Origin of the sequence: Tardiphaga sp. 172_B4_N1_3, from assembly GCF_052076035.1 — a bacterium.
Taxonomy (GTDB): domain Bacteria; phylum Pseudomonadota; class Alphaproteobacteria; order Rhizobiales; family Xanthobacteraceae; genus Tardiphaga; species Tardiphaga robiniae.
The window spans coordinates 2,526,425-2,545,297 of record NZ_CP197238.1 but is presented as its reverse complement, the minus strand read 5'-3'; the positions used below and the strand labels follow the sequence as shown (position 1 = coordinate 2,545,297).

At 60.7% G+C, this 18,873-nt stretch carries 20 protein-coding genes; 19 read left to right on the top strand and 1 reads right to left on the bottom strand.

The annotated features are described in order from the left end of the window. Positions 1–355: 355 nt before the first annotated feature. The 19 genes from AB7783_RS11995 to AB7783_RS11905 all read left to right on the top strand — a co-directional run bounded on the left by AB7783_RS11995 (position 356) and on the right by AB7783_RS11905 (position 17,948). Entirely contained in the window at positions 356–1,036 is a 681-nt protein-coding gene (locus AB7783_RS11995; RefSeq protein ID WP_441277735.1) for an STN domain-containing protein, read from the top strand. A 26-nt stretch (positions 1,037–1,062) separates the two neighbouring features. Beyond that, on the top strand, positions 1,063–1,752 hold the full coding sequence (locus AB7783_RS11990) for a TonB family protein (protein WP_441277734.1): 690 nt from the start codon (positions 1,063–1,065) through the stop codon (positions 1,750–1,752). A gap of 130 nt (positions 1,753–1,882) precedes the next feature. Then, complete coding sequence (locus AB7783_RS11985; protein ID WP_349636616.1) at positions 1,883–2,428, top strand: RNA polymerase sigma factor; 546 nt, start codon at positions 1,883–1,885, stop codon at positions 2,426–2,428. Between the two features lie 261 nt (positions 2,429–2,689). Beyond that, positions 2,690–3,685, top strand: a complete 996-nt coding sequence (locus AB7783_RS11980; protein ID WP_441277733.1) for a FecR family protein — start codon at positions 2,690–2,692, stop codon at positions 3,683–3,685. Positions 3,686–4,017: 332 nt separating this feature from the next. Further along, positions 4,018–5,709 (top strand): ShlB/FhaC/HecB family hemolysin secretion/activation protein, encoded by a 1,692-nt coding sequence (locus tag AB7783_RS11975; RefSeq protein WP_441277732.1) that lies wholly within the window; start codon positions 4,018–4,020, stop codon positions 5,707–5,709. Between the two features lie 20 nt (positions 5,710–5,729). Continuing rightward, positions 5,730–7,700, top strand: a complete 1,971-nt coding sequence (locus tag AB7783_RS11970) for a DUF2341 domain-containing protein (RefSeq protein ID WP_441277731.1) — start codon at positions 5,730–5,732, stop codon at positions 7,698–7,700. A gap of 5 nt (positions 7,701–7,705) precedes the next feature. Continuing rightward, positions 7,706–8,110, top strand: coding sequence for an ExbD/TolR family protein (locus AB7783_RS11965; RefSeq protein ID WP_089264781.1), 405 nt, complete (start codon positions 7,706–7,708; stop codon positions 8,108–8,110). Between the two features lie 7 nt (positions 8,111–8,117). Then, entirely contained in the window at positions 8,118–8,603 is a 486-nt protein-coding gene (locus AB7783_RS11960) for a hypothetical protein (protein WP_441277730.1), read from the top strand. Next, entirely contained in the window at positions 8,600–9,322 is a 723-nt protein-coding gene (locus AB7783_RS11955; protein WP_441277729.1) for a TonB C-terminal domain-containing protein, read from the top strand. Before AB7783_RS11960 ends, AB7783_RS11955 begins: the two co-directional genes overlap by 4 nt. Before the next feature lie 61 nt (positions 9,323–9,383). Further along, on the top strand, positions 9,384–11,210 hold the full coding sequence (locus AB7783_RS11950) for a putative porin (protein WP_441277728.1): 1,827 nt from the start codon (positions 9,384–9,386) through the stop codon (positions 11,208–11,210). Positions 11,211–11,242: 32 nt separating this feature from the next. Beyond that, positions 11,243–11,806 (top strand): hypothetical protein, encoded by a 564-nt coding sequence (locus AB7783_RS11945; protein ID WP_441279687.1) that lies wholly within the window; start codon positions 11,243–11,245, stop codon positions 11,804–11,806. Beyond that, entirely contained in the window at positions 11,803–12,882 is a 1,080-nt protein-coding gene (locus tag AB7783_RS11940) for a peptidylprolyl isomerase (protein WP_441277727.1), read from the top strand. The genes AB7783_RS11945 and AB7783_RS11940 overlap by 4 nt, the downstream gene beginning before the upstream one ends. A 12-nt stretch (positions 12,883–12,894) precedes the next feature. Continuing rightward, positions 12,895–13,410: a YbjN domain-containing protein gene (locus tag AB7783_RS11935; protein ID WP_441277726.1), complete on the top strand. Its 516-nt coding sequence runs from the start codon at positions 12,895–12,897 to the stop codon at positions 13,408–13,410. Between the two features lie 258 nt (positions 13,411–13,668). Beyond that, positions 13,669–14,277, top strand: a complete 609-nt coding sequence (locus tag AB7783_RS11930; RefSeq protein WP_441277725.1) for a lytic transglycosylase domain-containing protein — start codon at positions 13,669–13,671, stop codon at positions 14,275–14,277. Between the two features lie 7 nt (positions 14,278–14,284). Next, positions 14,285–14,665: a hypothetical protein gene (locus tag AB7783_RS11925; protein WP_441277724.1), complete on the top strand. Its 381-nt coding sequence runs from the start codon at positions 14,285–14,287 to the stop codon at positions 14,663–14,665. 93 nt (positions 14,666–14,758) lie between these two features. Next, positions 14,759–15,433, top strand: coding sequence for a S1 family peptidase (locus tag AB7783_RS11920; RefSeq protein WP_441279686.1), 675 nt, complete (start codon positions 14,759–14,761; stop codon positions 15,431–15,433). Between the two features lie 13 nt (positions 15,434–15,446). After that, the gene (locus tag AB7783_RS11915) at positions 15,447–15,917 is read left to right on the top strand and encodes a hypothetical protein (protein ID WP_441277723.1); all 471 of its coding nucleotides are present in this window, start codon (positions 15,447–15,449) and stop codon (positions 15,915–15,917) included. Positions 15,918–16,566: 649 nt separating this feature from the next. Beyond that, positions 16,567–17,019, top strand: a complete 453-nt coding sequence (locus tag AB7783_RS11910) for a type II 3-dehydroquinate dehydratase (protein WP_441230040.1) — start codon at positions 16,567–16,569, stop codon at positions 17,017–17,019. Next, complete coding sequence (locus AB7783_RS11905; RefSeq protein WP_441277722.1) at positions 17,019–17,948, top strand: 2-hydroxyacid dehydrogenase; 930 nt, start codon at positions 17,019–17,021, stop codon at positions 17,946–17,948. The genes AB7783_RS11910 and AB7783_RS11905 overlap by 1 nt, the downstream gene beginning before the upstream one ends. Here the strand turns inward: AB7783_RS11905 and AB7783_RS11900 are convergent. Further along, entirely contained in the window at positions 17,916–18,863 is a 948-nt protein-coding gene (locus AB7783_RS11900) for a LysR family transcriptional regulator (RefSeq protein ID WP_441277721.1), read from the bottom strand. The two genes, AB7783_RS11905 and AB7783_RS11900, sit on opposite strands and share 33 nt — an antisense overlap. Between the last annotated feature and the right edge of the window lie 10 nt (positions 18,864–18,873).

Here is an 18,873-nt window from a genome sequence, read left to right as displayed (position 1 = left end):
ATTTGCTGCGAACGACGCAACAGTCAGTTGTCGGCCCCGTCACGATCCCCATCGGGCCGCAAGACGTTTGTCGCAAAACTTTCATAAAGCGGCGTGCGGGTAACACGTATCGGGAAATCGATGGCGGCGGTCGTCTGATTTCCAAGCGGGCTTGCTGATCGACATGGCTCCCGGATAAGACATGCCGACGGGGTCGATGCACGCGCCTCGTGACACGAGTTCGTAACGATCAGAGCCAATCAAGGTCTGTATGATGCGTATCAGCCAGCAATGGAGCGAACTGGGGCCGGAACAGCGCCTTGGCGCTAGGGCGTCATGGCTGAGGACGTATCGCTGCGGATTTCCACGCCGACTGATGATCGTCGCTGCTATCGTTGCGGCGCTTGGCGCGATGGTCTCTGCCATGGCGGCGAACGACGAGCCGCAGTATCTCGCGCCGCTGCGATTCAGCATTCCAAGCCAGCCGCTGGCGTCGGCGTTGCAGGCCTATAGTACAGCTACGGGAGTCCAACTGCTCTACGAGAGCGGCGTCGCAAACGGCCGCTATTCGACCGGCGTCGAGGGCGACATGACGCGCGATGCGGCTTTGCGGATTCTGCTGTCCGAGACCGACCTGACCATTCATTACACGCGCGTCAATTCGGTTACGCTGGCGCCGGCTTTGAGCAATCCTGACGACCCGCCCGCAGCTCTGTTCAACAAGGCGGATCTCATTCTTGAACCCCTGCGGATCCGCCGTCCCACGGATCGCAATGACGGCTCGCAATTGCAGGCCTATAACGGGATCATCAGGGCGGATATCCAGCAGGCGCTCCGTAAGGACGCCAAAACGCGAAGCGGCAGCTATAGCGCCGGCATCAAATTGTGGATCGATGGACCGCGCACTGTGCAGAAGACCGAGTTGTTCCGTTCGTCAGGCGACCAAGAAAGAGACGATGCCATTTCGCGGCTGCTCGATGGACTTCAGATCAGTCAGGCGCCTCCGGCCAACACACCGCAGCCTGTGACGATTATCATCAATGTTCGGTCGATGTGATGGGATTACCGATCATTTGGAAGGGGATGGATCAGATCAAGGCGGCCGCCCAGGCAGATCCTCAGGGCGAAGCGGTTGCCGGATTCTCCGGGCAGTGGCGCTGGTTCGCTGGCACCATTGTGCTGGTGCCCATATTGCTTGCCGCTGGTGTCTATTGGCTGCATCAGCAGCCTAGCGGCTCGGCACTTCATAGCGGTGAAGCGACAATCCATGTCGAACTCATTCAGACGCCGGGGCCAACTGCGGAGTTCAAGCAGGCATCAGTTCAGACCAGTCCGCCAATCGCGGATTTCCAGACTGTGCCCAGTATCGCAGCGCCATCCCAGCCGTCATATAAGGAAGAGGCTCAGCCGATTGAGCCTGTGCTTCCACCGCGTCCAGCGTCTTCGCCGCAACAGAAGCCGGCAAGCTCCGGCCAGGCGCAGCCCGTTCCAGCCGGAGCAACATTTCGTTTCCAGAAAATGCTGAATGCGCATATCGAGCGCTATCAGCGCTTTCCCAAAGCGGCCAATCGCGATGGACAGCGGGAGCGAGTGCTCGTCGCGTTTTCGATGCGGCGTGACGGCAGTGTGGTCCATGTTGGCGTCAAGGCAAGTTCAGGGCGGCCCGTTCTCGATCAGGAAGCCGTTGAATTGATCCGCCGAGCCCAGCCTTTGCCGCGAATCCCGGCGGACATGCCGGAGTTGCTCACGGTTCTATTCCCGGTCGATTTCTGATGCACGGCCGAACTACGGTCCGGGAGAGTTCGGCTTCGTCGTCACGATGTCTGTAATTAATCTGTCACGGGCTACCGGTAACTAGCATCACGGGTTGTTGAGTTCGCCACTGTGCGTACAAGGGCTGTAAGTGTTGACCGGGTCTAATCGCACAACGTTGCGCTCTGTTCTCGCTGCTGATTACGGCGGCCTTTTCAAGCGTCTGACCCGCCGTCTGGGGTCCGCCGAGCTTGCCGGCGAAGCGTTGCAGGAGACATTCTTGCGCGTCGAACGCGTCTCCGATGCGACTCTGGTACACAGTCCCAATGACTTCCTGTTTCGTATCGCGCTCAACGTCGCAACGGACCGCAGGCGGGTCGAACGCCGCCATTTGAGTCTGGATGCCGTCGATGCCCTGCTCAATATTCCGGACGACACGCCGGATGCATCGACCATTGTCGAGGGCCGTCAGGAGATTGAAGCGCTGGATCGGGCGCTGGCGGAGCTTCCGTCCCGATCGCGGCAGGTTTTTATGGCCGCTGTCGTCAAGAAGATGCCGGATCACGAGATCGCCACGCTTCTTGGGGTGAGCGTGCGTACGGTCGAGATCGATCTCAAAAATGCTTTGAAACATTGCGCCGAACGTTTGGGCCGCACCCTGATCCGGCGTGCCGGGGGACCGCGGCCAAAATCGTGAGCCGATTTGGCCATTCGAGTATTTCGAGCGTGTTTCTATCGATGGCCGTCGGCTAAAGACTCCCCTTTGTTGCATTTTTCTCAGAATGAATTGCGGGATAGCCTTGCCTCAACCGTCTAGATATCTAGAAGGTGTTGCATTAGCTTGCATTCATCAGAATTGTAGATCTGTCCCGCACATGATTTATCTCTTGCGACATATCCAGGCTTTTATTGGCGCAACCGGTAGCCTTGTCGCGTCTGCGAGACGGGTGCCTGTGGCGTGACCGAGCCGATCAATGATCCCGGACTAGTTGATCCTGCCTTGCACGATCGCGCCATGGATTGGATCCTCTTATTGAGGTCTGGCCAGGCTACGACGGATGATGTCGAGGCACTGCAGCGATGGCGTCACCAGAGCGACTTGCACGAGCAGGCTTTTGTTCAAGCCGCAAGAATGTTCCGCGATCTTGGTGCCATGGGCGCGCAACTGGAGGGCCGCAACGTGCGGCCAGTCGCTGCGCACATCTCCAGCGGTGCGCGCCAGATGGTCAGCCGGCGCGGCTTCATCGGAGGCGCCATCGCGGCATCCGCAGCCGGCTATATGCTGGTCAACCCACCTTTGGGTATGTGGCCGTCGCTGGTGGAATTGTCGGCCGACTATCGCACCGCCAAAGGCGAGCAGCGCGATGTCCTGCTGGCCGAGAATGTGTCCGCCAAGCTGAATACCCAGACCAGCCTGTCGGTGCGGTCGGAGGGAAACACTCCGCGTGTCGAGTTGATCACCGGCGAGGCCGCGATCACCGCGAGACGGCAGGCATCGGATCCCATGATCCTCACCGCCGCCAACGGGCAGATTTCATCGGCCTATGCCGAATTTAATGTTCGTTGTATCGACGGTGCGGTTCTTGCGATCTGCATGGATGGGGCCATGACCGTCTCGCAAAATGGCCGCAGCGTTCAGCTTTTGCGCGGCCAGCAGGTTGCCTATTCATCTACAGAAGCGATCGGTGTGCCGACGCTTGTCACTGATGCGGAGCGTGCAACTGCGTGGCGGGAAAAATTGCTGATTTTCCGTGATCAGCCGCTCGCGAGCGTGGTGAGTGAGGTCAACCGCTATCGACCCGGCAAGATCGTTGTGACCAATTCCGATCTCGGCCAGCGACTGGTCAATGGCACCTTCCATACTGACAAGCTTGATGATTTTGTTGCCCAGGTCCGCCAATTGTTCAGCGCCGATGTGCGCTCATTGCCTGGCGGCATCGTTCTGCTGAGCTGATCACACGTCTCAGAGAGCTTACTCAGAGAGCCTGGCGTTTCGCCTTGAACGCCGGCAATGATTTCGGACGTGCTTGCAGGACACTCTGTTTGCCCAATCTTTGTTGCGGAACAAACTGCCGGTGATTCGGCTTGCACCGATCCCTTAATTTTCTTTTGCGGGTTGGACCGCTTCCAAACGTCTTCAAGACATAGGGACCTGATCGGAGGCAAGCGGCCTGCGTTCGGTGTGCCCTCTTATGGGCTTGAAACATGCTTCTTGGTTATCGCGATGATGTCGGCACAGCTCGTATCCGATTGAATGTGCTTCGTTGTGTAGCTCCAGCAGCGCTCATGCTGGCAATTGGTAGCTTCTGTGGCGCAACAAGTTCAGCGCAGGCCAAGGCGGCCCAGCAGGGCGCGCAGAAGCAGGCGGATGGCAAGTCTTCCGATGCTGGCCAGTCGGCTGCCGCGAAGCCTGCAGCCGAAGCGAAGCCAGCGCCGAGTGCGCCGCTTCAGCGTTTCGACATCGACGATTTTGCCGTGCAGGGGGCCGATACGCTGCCGCAAATCGAGGTCGAAGAAGCCATCTATCCGTTTCTCGGACCAAACAAATCTGCCGACGACGTCGAGAAGGCGCGTGCCGCGCTCGAGAAGGCCTATCACGACAAGGGCTTCCAGACCGTCAGCGTTTCGGTTCCGCAGCAGAATGCCTTGACGGGCAGGGTTGTCCTGAAGGTCTCGGAGCTGAAGGTCGGTCAGTTGCGTGTGAAAAATTCGCGCTACTTCGATCTCAACAATATCACGGGGCGGGCGCCTTCGCTGAAGCAGGGCACTGTTCCTAACTTCAATGACGTGACGAAGGATATCGTTAGTCTCAACCAGTGGCCCGATCGTCGCGTGACCCCGGCGCTGCGAGCCGGCATTACGCCTGGCACGGTCGATGTCGATCTGAATGTCGAGGACAAGGCGCCTCTGCATGCCAGCATTGAGGTCAATAACCGGCAGTCTCCAAACACTACGGCGACGCGTTTGCTGAGTACGGTGCGCTACGACAACCTGTGGCAGCTCGGTCATTCGTTCAGCTTCAGCTATCAGGTCGCTCCGGAAAATCCCGATCATGCACAGGTGTTCTCGGGATCGTACATGGCGCGTGTGCCGGATGTCGACTGGCTGACCGTGCTGTTCTATGCCGTGAAGTCGAGCAGCAATGTCGCCAGCATCGGCGGTATGAACGTCGTCGGCCCCGGTGAGATTCTCGGCGGCCGCGCCGTGATCACGCTGCCAGCCCGCGAAAATCTGTTCCACACCATCTCGGCTGGTCTCGATTACAAGCACTTCGATCAGACGGTACAGAGCGCGGCGACCGGGTTCTCGTCACCGGTCACCTACTATCCGTTCGTTGCCAGTTACGGCGCGACATTCCAGTTGGAGAAATCGACCACCCAGCTCAACGCTTCGGTGACCTACAACATGCGGACGCCCAGCAGCGACTGGGTCGCATTCGATAACAAGCGCGCCTACGCATCGGCGAGCTTTGCCCATCTGAATCTTGATATCGCGCATACCCAGGAACTGCCCGAGGGCTTCCAGCTCTACGGCAAGATGCAGGGGCAGGTTGCTGACGGACCGCTGGTCTCAAGCGAGCAGTTCAGCATCGGCGGTCTCGACACCGTACGCGGCTATCTCGAATCCGAAGTCCTCGGCGACGACGGCATCGTCGGCAATCTCGAACTGCGTACGCCGGATCTCGGTCCGATGCTGCAGAAGGAGATGAAAGACGAGACCGGGCAGGGGACGCCGCGCTTCGTCACATTCAACGAATGGCGTTTCTTCGGCTTCGCCGACGCAGGTCATGTGAGCATCCAGCGTCCGCTGCCCGAACAGCAGTCCAAGTTCGACGTCTGGAGCTACGGCGCGGGAACGCGTTTCAAGGTGTTCGATGGCGTCAACGGCATGGTCGCCTATTCGGTGCCGATGATCAGCCAAACTTACTCGCAGGCCGGGGCTGGCCGCGTCAATTTCCGACTTTGGGGTGAATTCTGATGGCTATGGGGTGTGGGCACATGAACGGCGAACGCCATTCGACATTGCGACGACGCGCTAAGAATGCGGTCGCAGGACTTCTGCTGGGTTTTGCTGCAGCGGTGACACTGTTCCCATCGTCGGCGCAAGCCTGGTGGAATGACGAGTGGCAGCTGCGCAAGAAGATCAATATCGATTCCAGCGCGGCGGGAGCGAATATCACTGATCCAATCGGTACCGCGCCGACCCTGGTTCGTTTGCACGTCGGCAACTTCCGCTTCAGTCTTGCGAAAGATGACGGCAGCGATCTGCGCTTCGTCGCTTCGGACGACAAGACTCCGTTGAAGCATCACATCGAGAAGTGGGATTCGCTGCTTGGTGAAGCTCTGGTGTGGGTTGCGCTTCCAAACGTCGCGCCTGGCGCGAAGTCCGAGTTCTGGCTGTATTACGGTAACAAGAAGGCCGTCGCCACCAACGACGCCAAGGGGACCTACGACCCGGATACGGCGCTGGTCTATCACTTCAATGAACGCGGTACGCCGGCGATCGACTCGACGGTCTGGGCCGGCAATGCGCAGAGCGTCGGGCAGCCCGCGGATGGTTCGTTGATCGGGACCGGCTTGCGCCTCGATGGCCGCCTGCCGGTCACGTTGCCCGCATCGTCATCGCTTGCGATGGCCGACAGTGCGCCGTTCACCTGGTCCGTCTGGATCAAGCCGGCCGCCCTGCAGCCAAACGCTGCGCTGTACAGCCGCCGCGACGCCGCGAATGCAGTCATTATCGGTCTCGACAACGGTGCCCCGTTCGTCGAGGTGAGCAATGCGGCTGGCACCCAGCGCAGTGGCGCTGGCGCGCCGGTCGCAGCCAATTCCTGGCACCACCTGGCCGTGGTCGCCAATGCCGGCACCGTGACCGTGTATCTGGACGGTGGTTCGTACGCAGTTCTGAATGCGACGCTTCCCGCGCTGAACAGCGTTGCCCGCCTCGGTGGTGATGTCGTTGCCGCCGCGCCGGCGGGTGTCGCTCCGGCCGCTGACCCTGCGGCTCCTGCAGCCGACGGGACCGCAGCTCCTGTCGAGGCAGCACCTGCACCGGTCGCCGTGGCCGCGATGGCTGGCTATGTCGGCGATATCGACGAATTGCAGATCTCGAAGGTCGCTCGCCCGGCCGGCTTCATCAAATATGCTGCCGTTACGCAGGGTGGACAGCCCACGAAGCTGATCTCGTTCAGTGCCGACGAGGAGACCGCAAGCTGGCTCTCGGGCTACTTCGCCATCATTCTGAAGTCGGTCACGATCGACGGCTGGGTCGTCATCGGGTTGCTGATCATCATGGCGATTGCGAGCTGGATGGTGACCGTCGATCGCGTCAGCTACCTGAACAAGCAGGCCAAAGCCAACGATCGCTTTATGAAGAGCTTCCGCAAGCTGGCGGCGAATTTGACGGCGCTCGATCGTGGCGAAGCAGACGATGCCTCCGCGGTCCTCGGCAGCAAGCTGAACGATGACGAAGCCCAGATGGTTCGCGCCTCGTCGCTGTACCGCATCTATCATGTGGGTGCCGAACAGATCAGCCACCGTTTCGGCAACGGCGATGTGATCCGCCTGAGCGGCGCCGCCATCGCGGCGATCCGTGCAGCGCTTGACAGCGCCTATGTCAAGGAAACCCAGCGTCTCAACCGCTTGATGGTCGTCCTGACCATCGCGATCTCCGGCGGCCCCTTCCTCGGCCTGCTCGGCACGGTGGTCGGCGTCATGATCACCTTCGCGGCTATCGCTGAAAGCGGCGACGTCAACGTCAACGCAATCGCACCGGGTATTGCGGCAGCCTTGGTCGCCACCGTGGCTGGTCTGGTCGTCGCTATCCCGGCGCTGTTTGCCTACAACTATCTGGTGACGCGTATCGGCGAATTGACCAGCGACATGCAGGTCTTCATCGACGAATTCGTCACCAAGATGGCTGAGTTCTATTCGTCCGATCTGCCGGCTGAACACCGCCAGGCTGCGGAGTAAGCACGATGCAGGTTCAGAGCAAATCCAAGCCCTATGACGATATCAACATCACGCCGATGTTGGACCTGGCTTACGTGCTGCTCATCATCTTCATCGTGATGACCACAGCGACGGTGCAGGGACAGAAGGTCAATCTGCCGAAAGCGTCTGCGGCGCCAAGTCTGGCGACGCAGACCACCAAGGCGATCACCGTCGCCAATGATGGCAAGATCTTCCTCGACACCATACCCGTCACGCTGCCGGAACTTGAGCAGCGGTTGGTGCAGCAGAAGGCGCTGACGCCGGAGTTTCCGGTGGTTCTGCGCGGTGATGCGCAGACGCAGTACCAGAGCGTGATGGATGTGCTCGATCTACTGGGGCGGATCGGTGTCACACAAGTCGGTCTCGCGACCAAACCTCTCGTGAAGTAACGGGCCGATGCACACACCCGGGCAAATTCAGGACGATACCAAGAAGGCGTTCAAGACCTTGTGGTCATGGCTGCGCCGGACAGGTGAGGGCGCAGGGGCAGCGGCACCCGCGAGGGGCCCAGCTATCGATGGCGTGACGGCGATCGATACAGGTTCGCGTGAGCCCGGTATCGTCTTGCCATTCCCGATCCGCGGAGAGGCGCTGCTGGTGAAACTCGCAGAATTGCTGCGCCGCCGGATCGCGGAGCTCGATTCACCATCGGACAGCTTGACGTTGCTATTGTCGCACACTCCCTATTTGCGCCTGTCACTCGATGACGATGCCTATATCGAGTTCGATGCGCATACGGCGGAATACGATCTGGTTATTGAAGCGCCGAGTGGCACGCGAATGATCATTCAGACCACGGACTTCGATTCCCTCGTCACCTTCGTGCTGCAGTATGTGATCGAGCGGCTCTCCGACAGCGCGCCTCTCGAGGTCGCGTCATGACGATGGAGTCCGAAAACGGCAAGCCATCGGGGCGTGGTAGCGAGCGCAAGTCGCTGCTGCGTTACGGCGGCGCATTCGTGGTCATCGCTGCACTGTTCGGAGGCGCCTGGTTCATGTTGTCCGGCGGCAGCGATACGCCGCCACCGCGCCAGGTGCGCGAAATGACCGTCGTCAACATTGTGCCACCACCTCCGCCGCCACCGCCACCTCCGATGATCGAGCAGCCGAAGGTGATCGATCAGCCGAAGATGGTCGAGCAGGAGATGCTCGAAGACAAGCCGGTCGAGAAGCCGACGGACGAGCCGGTCAAGGACGCCAAGAATGAGGAGCCTCCGGGCCCACTGGCGCTCGACGCCAAGGCGACCGGTCCTGGAGATCTCTTCAATCTGGGCAGCAAGGTTGGCGGCAGCCCATATGGCGGTCGTGGCGGCGGTGGCAGTCGTTGGGGTTGGTACGCGTCCATGGTGCAGACGCAGATCGAGGCCGCGCTGCGCGCCAACGAGAAGACCAGGAATGCCGCGACGCAGGTGCAGCTGCGAATCTGGGCCGACGGAACCGGCCGCATCAACCGGGTCGAACTGGCATCGTCGACCGGGAGTGCTGAACTCGACGCCACGATCCGTAACGACGTGCTCGGGCGGCTGACGCTGCGCGAGCCACCACCCAATGACATGCCGATGCCGATGGTGACACGCGTCACCATGCGACGACCGAGTTAGGCCCGCGCTTAACGGGCCAATGAGACACGACGAATATTGATCAGTAGGGGACTTGAGACCGATGTTTCACCAGAAATCCGATACCGCCTGGCGCCTGACGCCGCTCGCCGTATCGATGTGCGCGCTTGTCTGTAGCGTGCCTGCGCTGGCGCAGGATGCCGGCGGCCGCGCCGATGCCAAGCGTCCTACGGTCTCGCGTGCGAAGGCGACGTCGCCGAACGCGACGATCAATCTCGTCAATATGCTGGTCAAGCAGGGTGTGCTGAAGGAAGAGCAGGCCGAGGCACTGATCAAGCAAGCCGACGACGAAGCCTATGTCGCTCGCGAAGCGGCCAAGGGCGCCACGATGCGCGCCGAGGAAGCGGCAAAGACTGCCGGCGCCGCCGCAGCGGCGGCATCTCCGCCCGGCACCAAGCACGTCACCTATGTGCCGGAGGTCGTGAAGCGTCAGCTACGCGAAGAGATAAAGCGCGACGTGATGGCGAAGGCGCAGACGGAGAACTGGGCATCGCCTGGGAAGTATCCTGAATGGGCCCAGCGCATCCGTTTCTACGGCGATCTGCGGGCACGTTACGAGGGCCAGTACTTTCCGGCCGGCAACGACCAAGGAGGCGCTTACAATTTTAATGCGATCAATACCGGTTCGCCCTACGATAGGTCAGAGGGCAACGTCTACAACGCGCCGACGTATAACGCGTCGCAAAATCGGGATCGAGCGCGTCTCCGTATGCGGCTTGGTGCCGATATCGATATCAACGATCAGTTCACGGCCGGAATTCGCCTGGCGAGTGGTGACAGCAATTCGCCGGTTTCGACAAACCAGTCGCTTGGCACAACGGGCGGCAATTTTTCCAAATATGCGCTCTGGATCGATCGTGCCTATGCACGCTATGAGCCCTGGAATGAGTTGACGTTCTCGATCGGTCGCTTTGACAACCCGTTCTGGTCGCCGACGGATCTCGTCTGGCACAAAGATCTTGGCTTCGACGGTTTTGCTGTGCAGGCGAAGCACGAGGTTGCCGAAGGCATCACGCCGTTCATTGTTGCCGGTGCATTCCCGACCTACAACAGCGATTTGAACGCGGGTATCAATCTCACAAATGCGAATAGCGGGCTGTATGAGAAGGTCCCGAGCAACGACAAATGGCTGTTTGGTGCCCAGATTGGCGTGGGAGCAAAGTTTGCGCCGTACTCGGCCTTGCGGCTGAGCGCTGCCTATTATGATTTCACCAACACCCAGGGCCGGACGTCTTCACTTTGCCTCGTCGTGAGCAGTAGCGACGTTTGCGATACGGATATGACCCGACCATCGTTCGCTCAGAAGGGCAACACTTACAGGATGTTGCGCAATATTTTCGTGGATCCGTCGAGTATTAACGCTCCCGAGTACCAGTATTTCGGTCTGGCAAGCCAGTTCCGTCCGGTCGTTGCCAGCGGACAGCTTGATCTCGGTGACTTCCATCCGGTGCATGTCGTTCTCGATGCTGAATACGTCTACAACACGGCCTTCAATCGCGGCGCGATCCTGGCCATGAACGTTCAGAACAACATCGGCCCCACCGTCGCCGGTGGCCCTGCGGGTGTATATGACGGCGGCAATCAGGGCTGGATGGGCCGTGTGACGGTTGGTCATAAGGAAGTCAAACGACTGTGGGATTGGAATGTTCACGCTGGATACAAGTATCTTGAATCCGACGCGACTGTGGATGCCTTCGTCGACTCCGATTTCGGCCTCGGCGGTACCAACCTCAAGGGTTACTTCATTGGCGGCAATCTCGGCATTTCGGACAATGTCTGGGCGTCGCTGCGCTGGATGAGCGCCAACAACATCGCCGGCTCGCCATATAGCGTCGACGTCGTCCAGTTCGATCTGAATGCAAGGTTCTGATCATGCGATATCGTATTCTGAGTTCAGTGGCGATGCTGGCCATGCTGGCCAGCCCGGAGGCCCGGGCCGACGCCGAGTCGGACAAGCTGCGTGATGCTTTGCGCAGTGCGACGGCTCAGACCCGCGCCCTTGAGGACCAGCGGACCGCCTTGCAGGCCAAGGTAGCCGATGCCGAGCGCGAGAAGGCGGCGATGACGTCGCAGATCGCGGCGGCCAAGGCGCAGGTCAAGGAGGTCGAGAAGACCCACCGCGAAGCGGTCGACGAATTCAACCAGCGTCTGGAAGATCGCAACCAGACGCTGGAGAAATGGAAGAGCGCCTATGAGGAGGCGGCAACCGTCGCCCGCACCAAGGACGCCGAGCGCGCCAAATTCGAAGGCGAAGCGACAGCCTACAAGGCGAGCACCAAGAGCTGCGTGGCAAAGAATGCGCTGCTGACGAAGGTCGGGCGCGAGTTGCTGCACCGCTATGAAGGCATATCGTTTGGCGACATGGTGGTCATCAACGAGCCGCTGATCGGCGCGCGACGCGTGCAGATCCAGAATCTACTGCAAGATTACGACGACAAGCTGCTCGAGCAAAAGGTGACCCCATGACGCGTTCCCGTTCCCCCGCAATCTTCCTGAAAGCGGCCGGTGTCGCGACATTCACCGGCCTGATTCTGTCGTCTGCCATTGCTCAGACGCCGGCGCAGCCGGTCCAGCCTCGCAACGCGCAGGCCCAGATGCCGGCGCCGGCGCGGCCGAAGCCGGCCGCTGCGGCACCTGCGGCCGCTGCTCCCGTGGCACCTGCTGCATCAAGCGCTGCCGCGCCGAGCACTGTGGCGTCGGCGAAGTCATCGGGTGAAGTGGTCGCCCGCGTCGGCAATAGCGACATCAGCGCCGATGATATGCGCTCCTACATCGCGGCCCTTGGGCCGCGAGAGCAGGCTGCGCTGGCGCAGGATCCGGCACTGCTGAGCCAGGCCGTGCGCATGCTGCTCTCCAACCGTCTAGTGATGCAGGAACTGGCCGCGAAGAAATGGGACCAGCAGCCAGCCGTCGCAGCGCAGCTGGAAAAGGTGCGCGAGAACGCGATGGTGGAACTGTACTTGCAGTCGGTTTCCAACCCGCCCGCGAATTTCCCCAGCGATGAGGATTTGCAGAAGGTCTATGATGCCAACCGCGCTGCACTCCTTGTGCCGCGGCAGTATCAGCTCGCGCAGATCTTCATTCCGATGGCGAAGGATGCGGATAAGGCAACCGTCGATGCTGCGAAGAAGAAGCTCGACGAGGTGCAGAAGAAGCTGAAGGTTGCCGGGGCTGACTTCGCGGCGATCGCCCGTAGCGACAGCGGCGCTGGCGACAGCGCCGAGCGCGGCGGCGATCTCGGGTTGCTGCCGGAAGACCAGATCCGGCCGGAAATCCGCAGTCAGGTCGTCGGCCTGGCCAAGGGCGCTGTGTCCGAACCCATCACGCTGGACGACGGCTACCATATCATCCGTCTGGTCGACACCAAGGCTGCCTATACGCGCACGCTGCCCGAAGTACGTGATCAACTCGTCCGGCAGATACGCACCGAACGCGCTGCTGCATTGCGCCGCGCCTATCTCGCCGAACTGCTCAAGCAGCAGCCGCCGATCATCAACGAACTTGCTCTTGCCAAGCTGCTCGACGGCAAATCCCGTAACTAAGGAACGCGTCCCATGTCCGATACCGTATTGAACAGCTTCACCCTCGAATCGCTGCGTGACCTGCTACAGACCGTTGGCTATCGCGTCGAGATGGTGACGAATGCCGATATGCCGCTGCTGCGCTCGTCGACCGCCGGCTTTGCGTTCGACATTCGCCCGGGCAACCGTCTGGCCAATGAAGATGGTGGCTATGTCGATTTCACCTTTAGTGCGTGGCTCAATATCGAGGGCGAATTGCCGCTCGATGTCGTCAATCGCTGGAACGCGCTGCGCCGCTTTGGTCGGCTGCAGGTCGTCCCTGGTTATCTGGCCATGACGATGGATGTCTCCTTCATCGGCGGCGTCATGCCGAACCATGTTCGTGCGCAGGTCGAGATCTGGGACCATCTCGTTCAGGCACTGGTGCCTTATCTGCGCGAAGAACTGCAGAAACTCGATACGGTGAAGACTGTCGATGCACCTGTCGTGGAATCTGAGGCGCAGGCGCCGGTGGAGCCCAGGGCTGCTGCCGAAGCTCGCGTCGCCTGACGAGTCTGGAAATCTAGCGTGTCAGGACGACCGATCAGCTTGTATGGCCGGCTGGCCAGTGGCGCCTTCGCAAGAGGCGTCCTGGCGGTGGCCTTGGCTGGGATGTTGTCCTGCGCTGTCCTGATATCGACACCCGTACTTGCGGAAGCCGAGTCCGAGCAGGCCGTCGAGGAAGTCGCCGAGTCGCCGCCGACCGTGCCGAATCCCCCCAAGGCTGCCGTTGGCAATAAAACGGTAGCCTTGGGAGCCTCACCAAACTTGGCAGCTCCCCCAAAGCTGTCCGGTGCTTCCAATTCCAGGGCGCTCTATCGTTCGTTGATCGAGCGGGAGGTGCGCAACACAAATCTGCCGGCCGATGTGGCAGAAGCCGTGATGGGCGTGGAGAGTGGCTACGATCCGAGCCGTATCGGTGCCGATGGCGAGATCGGCCTGATGCAGGTGATGCCGCCCACTGCGCGCATGCTGGGTTTCAGCGGCTCTATGGCAGAGTTCGCGGCGCCCGAGGTCAATATCCGCTATGGCATCATGTATCTCGCACAGGCCTGGAATAAGGCCGGCGGCGACCTCTGCACAGCGCTGATGAAGTATCGCGCCGGGCATGGCGAGACGCGTTTCTCCCATCTGTCCGTGACCTACTGTTTGCGTGCGCGAGCCAGGCTGATGGCGGTCGGCTATCCCGTAACGGGCACGGTGCCGGTCGCCTCTTTCGGATCGCCCGTTGGCGTTGGCTCCAGCCTCGTTGCCGGATGTCGCGGCAGCCGATGCCTGATGTCACGCAATTCCGGCCGGGTCGATTTCGCGGCGCTGAACAACCGGCTGACGCAGGTTGTGATGCAGGCAAATGGCCCGAAGCCGATGACGAGGTGAGAGAGCGATGACAACGAGAATCTTGACGATCTCGGCGCTACTCGCGCTTGCGATGCCAGCGCTGGCACAACAGCCGCCGGAGCAGCCAAAGCCTGAGGTCATCATCGGCGGCCAGTCGCCTCCGCCGACCGTGCGCGAGCGCTGCGTCGAGGTCGAGATCGGCGGCGCGCGCAGCTTCGGGTGTCTCAACCAGACGCTGAAGCGCGACGTCGAGAAGGTCAATCCAACCCTGAATTTGCCGCCGGTCGATGCGAGGTCGGGCGACACCAAAATCGGCGTCGTGAATTTGCCGGGGGTGCAGCAGCAATACGGCCAGAACTACGGGCGATCCGTGATTCCGTATCGGCTGCCGCCGCCGATCTATTCGTCACCAGTCAGCCGGCGCTAGGTTCACCACGTGCCATCGACGATTTCCATCACCGGTGCTGCACTGGTCGCCGTCGTGCTTTCCTGCGCGGCTCCTGTGCACGTGCGCGCCCAAATGCTGATTCCGACGCGCAGCGAAGCGCCGCAGATCGTGCCGCCCAAGCCTTTGTCGCGAACGGAGCTGCCGCCGGTTGAGCGCGGTGAGCGGGCAGGGACCGGATTCTTTGTCGACGATTCCGGGCATATGCTGACGGCGCGCCATGTGGTTCAGGACTGCAGTCGCATTGTGATCCAGAAGGAAGGTCGCACAACGTCGGCTCGCGTTATCGCTCTGTCGACGCCTTATGACCTGGCTCTGTTGCGCACAGCAAAGACCCGCGGTCTTGCAGCTGTCTTTCCCCGCAACGTGACGTCGTCTCCCAACGATATGATGTTTGCGGCCGACTATGCGAACCTGCCGATGATGCTCGCACGCGGGGGCGTGCTTGCCAATGCGTCGGTGGGCATGACGTCCGGTAGCGGTGAAGCAGGGCATATAGCGCTGAATTCCACCGTAACATTCGGCAGCAGTGGCGCGCCGGTTATGGATTCACGCGGCCTGATCGAAGGTGTCGTCAGCAGGAAGACATCCGTCAATCGGGTGCTCGCCGTCGGCTCCGCCGGAGCCAAGTCGTTCCTTGCGGCCAGCAACATCCGATTTCAGGAAGATGACCGGCCGCAAATTGCGGGTTCGGGATCTCGTGCGCATCGCGCCGCCAGCATTTCAGCACGTATCATCTGTCTGAATTAGAGGAGCTATTGTCATGATGCTATTTCGCCGGCCGTCCCCATCTCCGTCGCGATGGCGCTTTGCCAGGCTCTCTGCGCTGCTGGCGTCGATCGGTCTGATCTCCGCACCAGTGCCGCCGGCGCGTGCCCAGGGGCTGGACTATCGTAGCCCCGAAGCGGCGCCGCCTGCCTGGGGGCAATTTGCCAAGCTGGTGAAGTATCGCTTTGAGGAATGGGTTTCCGCTGACGAGGCGATCGCCAATCGTTTCCGTGCTTGGTTGAAAGAGGCCAATGGCACGCAGGACGGACCACCGTCGTCACTGGTCGTCAAGGCCTGGCTTAATCCCGACGGTACGGTCGAGCGCGTGTCGTTCGCGAATTTCAAGGACGATCGCGCCAACACCGATCTGCGCACTGTGCTGACCCGCGGAAATATCGGTGAAGCGCCGCCGCCCGAAATGCTGCAGCCGATCAATCTGCGGTTTTCGCTCAATCTATCGAAATAATAGTCGCAGGGTTGGTCGAAGTACCGCTGCGCCGGGTATCCAATGAGTGGATGATCCAGGATTTCAATTGTTGGCACGACTCTTGCTGATCGTAAATAAGGAGATAGGGCGATAGCGAGAGTGAATCTTGAGAAACGTGTTGACCCAAAGAGCGAGAAATTGGTGTGTGAACATCTGGCGCGAAATCAGGGGTTCCTTGAAACACGCGCCAATGCACTAGAGCCTTTTCGGTTCTGATCGAAGCAGAACCGAGTTCGCTCGAAAACGCTCTAGCCGGGTGCCGACCGGGCACCGCATGTCATCCGAACCGATTTTTTCGGCCGGTTTTCTTCAATTGATCGGCTTGCATATTTTTACCGGGCGACGAACGGCGCCGCTTCCGGGCTTTTCACCTACGGCAAGAGCAACCTCTGAACCATATTGAAATCCGTCGAACCGCATAGGTTCTTTTGATTTCTGCAATGAGGCAGGTCTCTCTAAGGTTCAATTTGCGGGTGCGCTGCATCGATGCGTAGCTGCAAGCGCCCTGTTGGCGAAGGGTTGAGCATCTGGGATCACCCGACGTCGCTCGTTCGTTGGTATTTTCTCCCGGTTCGGTCTTGCCTCTCAAGAATACCCGATTGCCCTCCAGACACATGAAAGCACGGCCATGAGTTCTCCCACCGTCTATTTCCTCAATGGTCCCAATGCCAATCTTTATGGGCTGGACAAAAGCGGCACCTATGGCCGCGAAAGTTTCGTCTCGATCAAGAAGCGCTGCGAAGACCATGCAGTTTCGCTCGGCTTGACGGTCGACTTCCGCCAATCCAACCACGAAGGCGTTCTGGTTGACTGGATTCAGGAGGCGAGGGAGAGGGCCGAGGGGATCGTCATCAATGCCGCCGGTCTCACTTACTCGTCGGTACCCATTCTCGATGCATTGCTCGCTTTCGACGGTCCGATCATCGAGGCGCATATGAGCAATATCTGGAAGCGAGAGCCGTTTCGCCATCACTCCTATGTGTCGCGTGCGGCGACCGGCGTGATCGCAGGGCTCGGCGCGCTGGGCTATGAACTGGCATTGACGGCGGTATCGCGCCTGATCGCCGAAAAGGCCGCGTAATGACATCGGAGGTGATGGCATTCTACAGCGTCCTCGATGACTTCAAAACATGGCGTGCGGCGCTGGCCGCGGAGGGGATTGATCTGCGTCAGGCTGACGATATCACTGACCCCGCCAGCGTGCGGCAGGCACTTGTCTGGAAGCCGCCGCATGGCTTCTTTGCGCGCTTTCCCAATCTCGGGCTCGTCGTCAATCTGGGCGCCGGTGTCGACGCGTTGGTCGGGCGTGACGACCTGCCGGAGGTTCCGATCACGCGCCTGTCCGATCCGAAGATGGCGCGGATGATGGCTGGCTACGTGTTGTTCGCGGTGATGCGGCACGCACGGGACATCCCCGCGTTCGAGCGGGCGCAGCGTGAGCACCGCTGGCATTATATTCATCCACGCGATCCAGAGACCATCACCGTCGGCGTACTCGGCCTCGGCGAACTCGGACTGACAGCGGCGCTCGAATGCGCCCGGCAAGGCTATCGCGTGCGCGGCTGGTCCAACACCTTGAAGTCGGTGGAGGGCATCGAGACGTCGGCTGGTCTGACCGCTTTGCCGGATATCCTGGGCGATAGTGACATTCTCGTCTGCATGCTGCCGCAGACGCCACAGACGCGCGGGCTGCTGAACATCGAGCGCCTGGCGCAGATGAAGCGTGGCGCGGTCTTCATGAATGTCTCACGCGGCAGCATCGTCGATGAGCCGGCGCTGATCGAGGCGCTGCGTTCGGGCCATATCGCGGAGGCCACGCTGGATGTGTTTGCCTCCGAGCCACTGTCGCCCGAAAGTCCGCTCTGGGCGATGGACAATGTTCTGATCACGCCGCATCTGGCATCGGTGGCGCTGCCGGGTTCCGCGGCACAGCAGATCGGCGAGAATGTACGCCGGCTGCGCTCCGGGCAGGAGCTGCTAAGCCGCGTCGACCCGCGCCGGGGCTATTGAGCCCGGCGCAAACTGGCCGCCAACGGCAAAGGCGTCGCGCGCGTAGTCGGCGAATGTCTGTACCGCCGGTCGCAGCGCGTGGCGCTTCAGACGCAGCGCCATCACATGCGTGGCCGGCAGTTTTTCGGTGATGGGCACCACGGCGACGCGGCTGCCATCATAGCCGATGGTGGTGCGCGGCACGGCATTGTGGATCGAATAGCCCTGGCCATTTCCGATCAGTCCGCGGATCAGCTCGAATGATCGGGTCCGGAAGGAAATGCGTGGCTCGATACCGGATGCCGTAAACAGGCTGGCGAAATAGTCGCGCGAATGCGGCAGGTCGAGCAGGATGAACGGCTCGTCGCGCATTTCGGTCAGGCTGATCGACGACCGGTTTGCCAGAGGGTGATCCGCCGACAGCACGATATAGGGCGGCAGCTCGCAGAATTTCTCACCGACGATCTCGTCAGGAACAGCGAAGGAGTAGGACAGCGCGAGCTCGGTCCGTCCGGAGACCAAACCGTCGATGATTTCCTGCTGGTCGCCTTCCTCAAGTTTTACCGAGATGCCCGGCTGCCGTTCGCGAAAGCCGGACAGCAGCCCCGGCATGAAGCGCGTGGCGAGGGTCGAGAAGCTGCCGACCACGATCTCGCCGTGCAGGGTGCTGCCAAGCGATTGGGCGCTCTGGGCAAAATCGCGCGCATGCGCGAGCAGCAGTCTCGCGTCGTTTACCAGCCGCTGGCCAGCGGGGGAGAGGGTCACGCCCTTGGCGAGATGGCGAATGAAGATCTGGACGCCGAGTTCGGCCTCCAGCTGGCTGAGTGCGGCCGAAATCGAGGGCTGCGACACGTTCAGGCGCTTGGCGGCTTCTGTCACGCTGCCCGCATCGGCCGTCTCAACCACATAACGCAGGGCCCGGAGCGAGAACCTCATCGTGTTTTCC

Excerpts from the sequence above, each read along its gene's own strand:
- AB7783_RS11975 (WP_441277732.1), top strand. The coding sequence starts at position 4,018 with ATGCTGGCAATTGGTAGCTTCTGTGGCGCAACAAGTTCAGCGCAGGCC.
- AB7783_RS11970 (WP_441277731.1), top strand. The coding sequence starts at position 5,730 with ATGAACGGCGAACGCCATTCGACATTGCGACGACGCGCTAAGAATGCG.
- AB7783_RS11965 (WP_089264781.1), top strand. The coding sequence starts at position 7,706 with ATGCAGGTTCAGAGCAAATCCAAGCCCTATGACGATATCAACATCACG.
- AB7783_RS11925 (WP_441277724.1), top strand. The coding sequence starts at position 14,285 with ATGACAACGAGAATCTTGACGATCTCGGCGCTACTCGCGCTTGCGATG.
- AB7783_RS11945 (WP_441279687.1), top strand. The coding sequence starts at position 11,243 with ATGCTGGCCATGCTGGCCAGCCCGGAGGCCCGGGCCGACGCCGAGTCG.
- AB7783_RS11995 (WP_441277735.1), top strand. The coding sequence starts at position 356 with ATGATCGTCGCTGCTATCGTTGCGGCGCTTGGCGCGATGGTCTCTGCC.
- AB7783_RS11960 (WP_441277730.1), top strand. The coding sequence starts at position 8,118 with ATGCACACACCCGGGCAAATTCAGGACGATACCAAGAAGGCGTTCAAG.
- AB7783_RS11900 (WP_441277721.1), bottom strand. The coding sequence starts at position 18,863 with ATGAGGTTCTCGCTCCGGGCCCTGCGTTATGTGGTTGAGACGGCCGAT.
- AB7783_RS11915 (WP_441277723.1), top strand. The coding sequence starts at position 15,447 with ATGATGCTATTTCGCCGGCCGTCCCCATCTCCGTCGCGATGGCGCTTT.
- AB7783_RS11990 (WP_441277734.1), top strand. The coding sequence starts at position 1,063 with ATGGATCAGATCAAGGCGGCCGCCCAGGCAGATCCTCAGGGCGAAGCG.
- AB7783_RS11935 (WP_441277726.1), top strand. The coding sequence starts at position 12,895 with ATGTCCGATACCGTATTGAACAGCTTCACCCTCGAATCGCTGCGTGAC.
- AB7783_RS11955 (WP_441277729.1), top strand. The coding sequence starts at position 8,600 with ATGACGATGGAGTCCGAAAACGGCAAGCCATCGGGGCGTGGTAGCGAG.
- AB7783_RS11920 (WP_441279686.1), top strand. The coding sequence starts at position 14,759 with ATGCTGATTCCGACGCGCAGCGAAGCGCCGCAGATCGTGCCGCCCAAG.
- AB7783_RS11950 (WP_441277728.1), top strand. The coding sequence starts at position 9,384 with ATGTTTCACCAGAAATCCGATACCGCCTGGCGCCTGACGCCGCTCGCC.
- AB7783_RS11940 (WP_441277727.1), top strand. The coding sequence starts at position 11,803 with ATGACGCGTTCCCGTTCCCCCGCAATCTTCCTGAAAGCGGCCGGTGTC.
- AB7783_RS11905 (WP_441277722.1), top strand. The coding sequence starts at position 17,019 with ATGACATCGGAGGTGATGGCATTCTACAGCGTCCTCGATGACTTCAAA.
- AB7783_RS11910 (WP_441230040.1), top strand. The coding sequence starts at position 16,567 with ATGAGTTCTCCCACCGTCTATTTCCTCAATGGTCCCAATGCCAATCTT.